The sequence below is a fragment of the Exiguobacterium sp. s28 genome, assembly GCF_018618135.1.
Classification (GTDB): Bacteria; Bacillota; Bacilli; order Exiguobacteriales; family Exiguobacteriaceae; genus Exiguobacterium; species Exiguobacterium mexicanum_A.
On record NZ_JACSLL010000038.1, the window covers coordinates 1 to 726 of the forward strand.

Sequence of the window (726 nt, forward strand, 5' to 3'; positions counted from 1 at the left end):
CTTTTAAAAAAATCCCTAGCCAGTTTACCATCTTCTTCTTTTCCCAACCCTAAGAACATGAATAAGGAAGCCAACAGACCATTTTATAATGCAAACAGCGCAGATTATTTTCAAACTGAGAGACATTATATTAATATTATGAAACATTATTCCACACAATGGTTTATTTTTAGGCATACACATAATACATAAGTTTATATATAGATGCAATCATGCATGGTGGTGTATATATGATATAGTTTTAAACACCCGGCTGAGTCTGAACAGGTTTGTTAAGCCCATGGCCTCCTCCTCCGTGGTGTTTTCCACCTCCGTAACCACCATTTAATTTCCTCCTCCGTATCCGTCAAGTCCGTGGCCTCCTCCGCGACCACCATGTCCTCCGCGACCACCATGTCCTCCGCGACCACCATGTCCTCCGCGACCACCATAGCCTTCAGGTTGCACAGTTTCCTCACTCTCTGGCTTCACCATGCCATTTCCTCCGTATCCGTCAAGTCCGTGGCCTCCTCTGCGACCACCGTGTCCTCCGTGGCTACGGCCATGGCCTTCAGGTTGCACAGTTTCCTCACTCTCTGGCTTCACCATGCCCGACTGCCTTGCGGCAGACACTTCGGAGACGACGAGAAGAACTGCGAAGAGCCCTAACAGAATCAAAGCCTTGGAAGCCATTTTTTCAAGTTCTAATAACTCTCTTAATTAGTATGTTAAGTAAGTGATGAGTCT

The 726-nt window shown here is 46.0% G+C and carries 2 protein-coding genes; one reads left to right on the forward strand and one right to left on the reverse strand.

Annotated features, from left to right (window positions below; genetic code table 11):
• Positions 1-192 (forward strand): hypothetical protein (locus KNP78_RS15630; RefSeq protein ID WP_214825425.1); only part of this gene is annotated, 192 nt, incomplete at its 5' end.
• A 132-nt stretch (positions 193-324) separates the two neighbouring features.
• On the opposite strand, the gene KNP78_RS15635 is transcribed toward KNP78_RS15630, so the two are convergent.
• Positions 325-672 (reverse strand): hypothetical protein, encoded by a 348-nt coding sequence (locus KNP78_RS15635; RefSeq protein WP_251128590.1) that lies wholly within the window; start codon positions 670-672, stop codon positions 325-327.
• Positions 673-726 lie beyond the last annotated feature (54 nt).

Coding starts and splice junctions, on each gene's coding strand:
- KNP78_RS15635 (WP_251128590.1), bottom strand. CDS start 672: ATGGCTTCCAAGGCTTTGATTCTGTTAGGGCTCTTCGCAGTTCTTCTC.